General features: G+C 40.2%; 8 protein-coding genes. 2 read left to right on the forward strand and 6 right to left on the reverse strand.

Annotation, left to right across the window (positions count from 1 at the left end; all coding sequences use genetic code 11):
• Nucleotides 1–6 precede the first annotated feature (6 nt).
• Genes QLG01_RS02785 through QLG01_RS02795 form a run of 3 tightly spaced genes read right to left on the reverse strand, consistent with a single transcriptional unit; the run spans nucleotide 7 to nucleotide 4,336 of the window.
• Nucleotides 7–1,620 carry a carboxyl transferase domain-containing protein gene (locus tag QLG01_RS02785; protein WP_282495780.1) on the reverse strand — a complete coding sequence of 538 codons (1,614 nt, stop codon included), beginning with the start codon at nucleotides 1,618–1,620 and terminating at the stop codon, nucleotides 7–9.
• Between the two features lie 2 nt (nucleotides 1,621–1,622).
• Nucleotides 1,623–2,510 carry an SDR family oxidoreductase gene (locus QLG01_RS02790; RefSeq protein ID WP_282495781.1) on the reverse strand — a complete coding sequence of 296 codons (888 nt, stop codon included), beginning with the start codon at nucleotides 2,508–2,510 and terminating at the stop codon, nucleotides 1,623–1,625.
• A gap of 20 nt (nucleotides 2,511–2,530) precedes the next feature.
• Complete coding sequence (locus QLG01_RS02795) at nucleotides 2,531–4,336, reverse strand: acyclic terpene utilization AtuA family protein (RefSeq protein ID WP_282495782.1); 1,806 nt, start codon at nucleotides 4,334–4,336, stop codon at nucleotides 2,531–2,533.
• A gap of 185 nt (nucleotides 4,337–4,521) precedes the next feature.
• Here QLG01_RS02795 and QLG01_RS02800 point away from each other — a divergent pair, with 185 nt between their 5' ends.
• Together QLG01_RS02800 and QLG01_RS02805 are read left to right on the forward strand one after the other, a co-directional pair.
• The gene (locus tag QLG01_RS02800) at nucleotides 4,522–5,121 is read left to right on the forward strand and encodes a TetR/AcrR family transcriptional regulator (protein WP_192455894.1); all 600 of its coding nucleotides are present in this window, start codon (nucleotides 4,522–4,524) and stop codon (nucleotides 5,119–5,121) included.
• Complete coding sequence (locus QLG01_RS02805) at nucleotides 5,118–5,618, forward strand: GNAT family N-acetyltransferase (RefSeq protein WP_192455895.1); 501 nt, start codon at nucleotides 5,118–5,120, stop codon at nucleotides 5,616–5,618. The genes QLG01_RS02800 and QLG01_RS02805 overlap by 4 nt, the downstream gene beginning before the upstream one ends.
• A 43-nt stretch (nucleotides 5,619–5,661) precedes the next feature.
• Here the strand turns inward: QLG01_RS02805 and QLG01_RS02810 are convergent, their stop codons facing one another.
• The 3 genes from QLG01_RS02810 to QLG01_RS02820 all read right to left on the reverse strand — a co-directional run bounded on the left by QLG01_RS02810 (nucleotide 5,662) and on the right by QLG01_RS02820 (nucleotide 7,896).
• A complete protein-coding gene (locus QLG01_RS02810; protein ID WP_192455896.1) occupies nucleotides 5,662–6,825 on the reverse strand; it encodes an acyl-CoA dehydrogenase family protein in 1,164 nt (387 codons plus the stop codon).
• A gap of 136 nt (nucleotides 6,826–6,961) precedes the next feature.
• A complete protein-coding gene (locus tag QLG01_RS02815) occupies nucleotides 6,962–7,525 on the reverse strand; it encodes a DUF4256 domain-containing protein (protein ID WP_282495783.1) in 564 nt (187 codons plus the stop codon).
• Nucleotides 7,526–7,545: 20 nt separating this feature from the next.
• A complete protein-coding gene (locus QLG01_RS02820) occupies nucleotides 7,546–7,896 on the reverse strand; it encodes a GFA family protein (protein WP_282495784.1) in 351 nt (116 codons plus the stop codon).
• Between the last annotated feature and the right edge of the window lie 190 nt (nucleotides 7,897–8,086).

Here is an 8,086-nt window from a genome sequence, read left to right on the forward strand (position 1 = left end):
GGTTGATTAAAAACGGGACACACCAAAACGAGTTGGATTTAGCTCTCGTTGCTGTGCTTCATAAATGGTTTGTAAAAGGAAAATTAATAATTTTCGGGTATCTCGCGGATCGATAATGCCGTCGTCATGTAGCATGGCCGTATTGAAAAGCGCGGTGGATTGCTGCTCTAATTTCATAGCCGTACTTTGCTCAAGAAAATCGAGCATTTGCGGATTAGGCTCCTGACCAGAAGCTTTTTGCTTTCCTTCAGCCACAATGCGTAACACCTTTCCAGCTTGTGCAGCGCCCATTACAGCAACATGCGAATTTGGCCATGCAAAAATAAAGTCTGGTGATAAACTCCGACCACACATCGCGTAATTACCTGCACCATATGAGCCTGCTACAACAATCGAAATTTTAGGTACAGAACAATTCGCAACCGCTTGAATCAGTTTTGAGCCATGTTTGATGATGCCATTTTGTTCAGCATCGGTTCCCACCATAAAACCAGTAGTGTTATGTAAGAACAATAATGGACGCTTGGTCTGTTCACACAGATGAATAAACTGAGCTGCTTTCGCTGCTCCTTGAGGGGTAATCGGACCATTATTGGTGATAATACCAATATATAATCCGCCAATCTTCGCCCAGCCACATACCGTTAAATCATCATATTCCTGTTTAAATTCTAGAAAATCTGAATCATCAATAATGCGAGCAACCACTTCTTTCATGTTAAATGGTTGTTTAGGATCATTTGGAATCACACCCAACAGTTCATCGGCATCGTAACGAGGTTCTTTATAAGTCGTTTCAACTGGTTTGATTTGCTCTTTCCAGTTCAGATGTTCAAAAATTTCACGTGCAAGTCGAATACCATCAGCGTCATTTTCTGCTAAATATTCTGCTGTTCCAGCAACCTGTGCGTGCATTTCTGCTCCGCCCAACTCTTCAGCTGTTGCTACTTCACCAGTCGCAGCTAAAAGTAAAGGTGGACCTGCAAGAAGCATTTCGGTTTGTTTACGTACAGCAATGACATAATCGGAAAGACCAGGTTGATAAGCCCCTCCTGCCGTTGCATTGCCATGAACAACTGCAAGTTGAGGAATGCCAGCCGCTGAAAGACGTGCCTGATTGGCAAAAGTCATACCACCATAGGTAAATACTTCAGCAGCATAATTAAGGTTTGCACCACCACTTTCGGTCAGCGTAATCAGTGGGAGTTTTTGTTCTAAGGCAATTTTTTGCAAACGCAAAGTTTTCTGTACGCCCATAGGAGACATGGTCCCGCCTTTAATCGCACTATTACTTGCAGAGACCAGACAACGCACACCACTGACAAAACCAATCCCAGCAATTACACCACCACCAGCTTCGGAGCCATCCTTGTCATCATGCATGTTGTAGCCAACCAAACCACAAAGCTCAACAAAAGGTGAATCAGTATCGAGTAACAACCGCACACGCTCATGCGGCAGAATCTTGCCCTTTTTATCGAATTTCGGTTTGGCAGCATATGATTTATCAATGCTTTTTTGCTGAATTGCACGGACTTCTCTCAGTTGAGTAAGCAATGCCTCTTTATTCTTTTGATACTGTTCACTACCAACAGCAATTTCGGATTGGAGAATAGTCACTGTTATTCCTCCTCAGCCTCAGTCTTTTTCTGAAAGATTTCAGGAATAAACGCGCGGTGAAAACCATTATAAGACTGACTATTTGTGGCTTCGCCTAGTGGATACATTCGTGTCCCTTGCGATGCAGCACCATCAATACGCAGAGTTACACCTGACACAAAAGCCGCAGCATCAGACAGTAAATAACAAATCGCCGATGAGACTTCCGACTCAGTTCCCATACGTTTTAATGGTACATTGCCAGCAAGACTTGGAATAATTACTTTGGCAAAATCACCGCTATAATTATCCATACCGGATGACACAATCCATCCCGGTGCAACTGCATTTACACGAACTCCAGATTTCCCCCACTCAACCGATGCTGTTTTAGTTAAATTATCTACTCCTGAACGTGCAGCACCTGAATGCCCCATTCCCGGCATGCCGCCCCACATATCAGCAGTCATGTTGACAATGCTCCCCCCGTGTTTTGCCATCCATTGGTTATAAGCTTCACGCATTAAATAGAAAGTTGCGTGCAAATTATTACGCACGACTGCATCAAAACCATTCGCCGAAATATTCTCTAAAGCTGAGGGGAACTGGCCACCCGCATTATTTACCAGACCATCGAGTTTGCCGAATTTCTCAATCACTTCGGCAATCATATTTTTTACGTATTCTTCTTCACGGTTATCACAAACAATGAAATGAACCCGACCACCATCTTCTATAATTTCTTGGCTTACTTTCTCTAATTTCTCAATTTTGCGTCCTGTAATCACCACTTGAGCACCAAGAGCAGCAAGCTCATGTGCAGTACAACGACCAATTCCTGAGCCGCCACCTGTCACAATAACGACTTTATTAGCGAAAGCATCTGGTTTAAAAATTGATTGATAACTCATCTTTGTTTCATCCATTCATTTTATTTTTCTAAAAGATGTGCCGGAACTTTTACAGGCATATCCAATAATTGTTGCGCAAATGCTTTACCTTGCGGATCGATTCGCAGGCTTGCAACACCACCACCGCCTAAGGCATTCTCCAACATAAAATTCAGTGCATTTAAACCCGGTAATTCATAACGAATTACTCGCCCTTTCTCTGCATCCAAGACATGCTGCATATAACTTGCAACCGTCTGTTCAGTTAGTGCTGCACGAATCCACGGTAAATATTCTGCTTTACGTGCAATCACACCGATATTGCTATGATTGCCTTTATCACCACTGCGGGCATGCGCAATTTCAATCAAAGGAACTTCAATTTCACTCCCTTGATAAACCGCACTTTCACCCGCTGCTAAAGTATTGAATTGCTCTGTAGAAGTGCCCCGAGGAATCTCAACCGGATAGCGGCTCCCATCAAAATCGATTTCGACATTGATCTGATTTTTATCAATTAAAAATGAAAATAATTTAATCACTGGAGATGCTTTTGGTCGACCTCCGACAATTCCTGCCAAGGCTGGAGCCATACCTGTTGAAGCCTGTGCAATTTCAGATGCAAAGAACATACATGCTTCTTTAAACATGTGTTTTACAGCGATTTTAACTACCACTTCACGACTATTTAAAGCCTGAGCATGTGCTCCATAAGTACTTTCAATACCTAAAATCTCAACAGACTTTTCACTAAATGGAGGCACTGAGCGCATTGCTAAAACACGTTCGCACTTAGTCAAAATCGCATCGGCAATGACTTGTGCTTTTTGTGGTGCCTCACGACCTACAATTAAAAAACTGACTAAAACCCGATAACCATCAAGATAGGTCGCGCTGACTTTATATTGTGTAGTCGGTGCTTGTCCTTTTGCCCCCGTCACACGGACTCGGTTCTCCCCGACTTGCTCTAAATGCACGTGGCTGAAATCAGCAATTACATCGGGTAGTAAATACGCTTGAGGATTGCCAATTTCATAAACAATTTGTTCAGCAACCGTGGCGGTAGATACCAAACCGCCTGTCCCCTGTGGCTTGGTCACAACAAATGAGCCATCTTCACTCACTTCAACCACTGGAAATCCCATGTTGTCGAAGCCTTGTACCAATTGCCAATCGGTAAAATTACCACCTGTACATTGCGCACCACATTCAATGACATGACCTGCCAGCGAGCCTTGTGCCAACTTATCGTAGTCATCTAAAGACCATTGATATTCATGAAGTAAAGGGGCAAGCACCACTGCCGAATCAACTACTCGACCAGTAATCACAATATCTGCTCCTAAATTTAAAGCATCACGAATAGCCACCGCACCTAAATAAGCATTACTACTCGCCACCTGTTCCGGCAAAGCTTCTCCGCTAAACATTTCCTGAATATTTTGCTGCTTAAGTTGCTCATGTTTCGCTAAAAGATCATCACCTAATACCACAGCCACTTTCAGATCTAGGCCATATTCTTTAATTATTTTTTGCAAGGCATCTCGACACGCCAGTGGATTAACACCACCAGCATTACTAATCACCTTAATCTTTTTTTCTGCAATTTTTTTAAGTAGGGGTGCCATCACTCGGCTGACAAAATCTAAAGCGTAACCATGTTTTGGTTCCACCATCTTCGCTTTTGCCATAATCGACATGGTGATCTCTGACAAATAATCAAAAACCAAATAATTAATATCGGTTAGATGTACCAGTTGGAAAGCGGCAGTATTGGTGTCTCCCCAAAAACCTGAGGCACAACCTATTTTTACTACACGCTCATCACCCTGTTGATTACTTGCCATCTTATTTCTCATTATTTTGTTTAAAAATTAAACTCAACATTACCAAGCAAGCGCTTGGTTTGTAAAGAGCAAAATGTTATTGTGAAATTGACCAAAACTGCCAAACTCGACAGCTCAGGTAAAACATGATGAGATTTGGCAAACTTTTCTGTTAAGTATTTTTATATAGAGGAACCAGCTTTCGCATGATTGCTACTTCAATTGAACAGATTCCAAATATCTCTTGTTTTGACGATAGTCCACGTGGTCGTTTATTACGGGGGGCTGCTTACCTATTTCATAAACAAGGCTATGATAAAACCACCGTACGCGAACTTGCTCAATTTATTGGAATCCAGTCGGGAAGCTTATTCCACCACTTTAAAAGTAAAGATGACATCCTCGCTCACGTGATGGAGGAAACCATTATTTACAATCTTGCTCGTTTACAAGATGCGGCAGCCCAATCTACCAATCCAGAACAACAATTACGTGCCCTTATTAAAGCTGAGCTCATTTCAATTACTGGAGATACAGGTGCAGCCATGGCTGTTTTGGTTTATGAGTGGTTTGCCCTATCAAAAGAAAAACAAGATTATCTTTTAAAAATGCGTAATGAATATGAGCAAATCTGGTTGGATGTTATTGAAAAATTACGCACTGAAAGCAAAGTAAAGCATGATGCCTTTATTTGGCGAAGATTAGTTGGTGGTGCAATTTCGTGGACCGTAACTTGGTATAAAGCTGAAGGTAAAGTCAAAATTGATGAGTTAACCGAAATGGTTTGGGAAATGGCTTTGAAATGAGTGTAGTCTATTTACGTAAACCCAAGAAAAATGACCTTGCAGAAATTAAAGAAGCTTATGCACGTAGTGTTCAATTACATCAACCGTGGACATATCCACCAGCTGACTTTCAAACATATTTAGAACAAGAGCATCGCTATTTTGTCTGTTTAACTGATAGCCATGCAGTTGCCGGAACATTTAATATTTCAAATATTATACGCGGTCACTTTCATTCAGCCTATTTAGGTTATGAAGCATTTCACCCCTATCAAGGTCATGGCTACATGACGCAAGGCCTCAAATTATTACTCAATGAAGCATTCAAAAATTTAAATTTACATAGGTTAGAAGCGAATATACAACCTGACAATATTGCCTCCATTCAATTAGTGGCCCAAGCTGGTTTCATTAAAGAAGGTTTTTCTCGGCAATATCTTCGAATTGGAGGAAAAACATGGAAAGATCATGAACGTTGGGCAATTTTAAATGAGAAATGGATAGAACCATCTCAGTAAACTCTGAATGAGATGGTTTATACAAGCAAAACCTACTCTAAAATTAATAACCTAACTGCTTACTAATTAAATCTTTCATAATTTCCTCAGCACCACCACCAATCATATTGACCTTCACCTCACGGTAAATACGTTCCGACTTGGTACCTCGCATAAAGCCCATGCCACCTAATGTTTGCACAGCTGCATCAGCACAAAATTGCATAGTGCGAGTCGCAACATTTTTCAGCATCGAAATTTGAGCTACTAACTCAGGTCCTTGTAGTTTTGGCTGAGTCATTTTCCATGCAGTTTCTTCAAGCAATGCCCGTGTTGAGGTTAATTGCGTTGCCATATCTACCAATTTATGACGAACCACTTGATGATCAATTAATCTCTTACCAAAAGTTTTTCGTTGTTGTGCCCAATCTAAAGCTTCTTCATAACAGACTAATGCATACCCATAAGCGACTACTCCCAAGAAGAACCGCTCCATATTAAAGTTATTCATAATAACTTTAAAACCAGCGTTTTCTTTGCCGAGCAGATTTGATGCAGGTACTCGTACTTGATCAAAATGCAAATGCGCCGTATCAGAAGCCCACCATCCCATTTTCTTTAAAGGTGTTTTAGTAATTCCTTCACTGTGCGCATCAACGAGCAACATTGAAATACCTTCAGCTCCTGTTTTAGTTGGGTCTGTACGCACTGCAACTGTATAGTAATCTGCACGAATTCCCGATGTGATAAATGTCTTCTCACCCGAGACAATGTAGTAATCGCCATCACGAACAGCTTTAGTCTGTAATGCAGCGACATCCGAGCCACCACCAGGTTCTGTAATAGCTAAAGCAGAAATTTTTTCACCGGAAATAATACCTGGTAGAACTCTAGCCTTTAATTCCTCATTTCCAAAGTGCTGAATAGGAGGGGCGCCAATTGTGTGTACCATGAGTGAGGTGTGTACTCCCCCAGAACCCGCCTTTGCCATTTCAATACCAGCCAGCAATGAATAGAATGGATCTGCATCAGGAATACCACCATATTCTTCTGAAAAACCTAGACCTAATAGGCCAATTTCAGCTGCCTTCCTATAAAGCTCTCTAGGAAATGTCTCAGCCTCATCCCACTCATTAACAAAAGGTGCCATTTCTTTTTGTACAAATCGACGAACATTGTCAGCAAAAGCAATGTGTTGTTCATTATAGTAAATTGGGTTGAGTTGCATGTTTAGAAATGTCCTGATGTTTTTATTTAATTCCTAAACATATCTTGTCATGTTTACAGTCAATCAAAAGTTGCAAGAATCTCCATTTTCTTGGCATAAAACATCAAACAGAATTATTTTTATTTATGCACAACACCTATACTCTTAAGCAGCAGCGAAAACCACGAACAGCATAATAGGATTGGGCCCCATTATGATAAATGAATACCCGACCATAACGTCGATCAGCAAAAATAGCTCCATCTAACCGTCGAATCTCATCTGGGGTTTTGAGCCAACTTGATGTTTTAAGATCAAACTCCCCTAACTTTTGAAATTCATGGTACTGCTCTTCTGTGAGAAGCTCAGCTCCCATTTCTTTAGCTACATCGATTGCACTATTTTTGGGAGGATGATCTTTTCTAGCCTCCAAAGCCTCTCGATCATAACAAAGGCTTCTACGACCTTTGGGTGTCTCAGGAGAACAATCAACAAATAAATACTCATCCTTCTGTTGATCATAAGAGATAACATCTGGTTCTCCTCCAGTGTTTTCCATTTCTTGCAATGACCATAATTTTTCAGGCGATTCTAATAATTTAGCTCGCACATTTGTCCAATCAATTTCTTTATGGCGATGTGTGTTCTTTTCAAATCTCTTCTTTAATAGTTCAAGCAGTGAATCTAATTGTGTTGGAGTTAATTGTTTTTTAGTTGTCATTGAATAAATCCTTATAATTATTAAACTGAACGTCCATCAAAATAATTTATTTTTATTTTATCTAAGTCAATGTCATCTATACATCGAACATTAATCGCAAACATAGAATTACCCTCTGCATCTATGCCTTGAGCATAAGGATGAATACCACAATTTTTACAGAAATGATGATTAATCACATGTTTGTTAAAAGTGTAATTCACTAAAATATCAGGAGAATCAAAAGTAACTGTAACTTGATTAGTGGGTAGGAACCAAAGTAAAGACCCTTTCTTTTGACATATTGAACAATTACAAGATAAAACCTCTGACAACTCTCCTTCCACTACAAATTTAATCTGACCGCAATGGCAACTTCCTTGATATTTCATTGTTCTTACTCTTTATAATTTTCATCCTATTTACTTTTCCAGTTTAAAGAATAAGTTTCCATATAAAAATGTAATCGAGCTACTTAATATTGATTTAGAAGATGTAGGTCTTGCAGCCATTTCTAACTTAGAATAGGTTCGAAATTTCCTTCATATATAAAAAAAGGACTCATATAGAGTCCTTTTTTAT

Source organism: Acinetobacter sp. V89_4 (assembly GCF_029967875.1).
GTDB lineage: Bacteria > Pseudomonadota > Gammaproteobacteria > Pseudomonadales > Moraxellaceae > Acinetobacter > Acinetobacter oleivorans.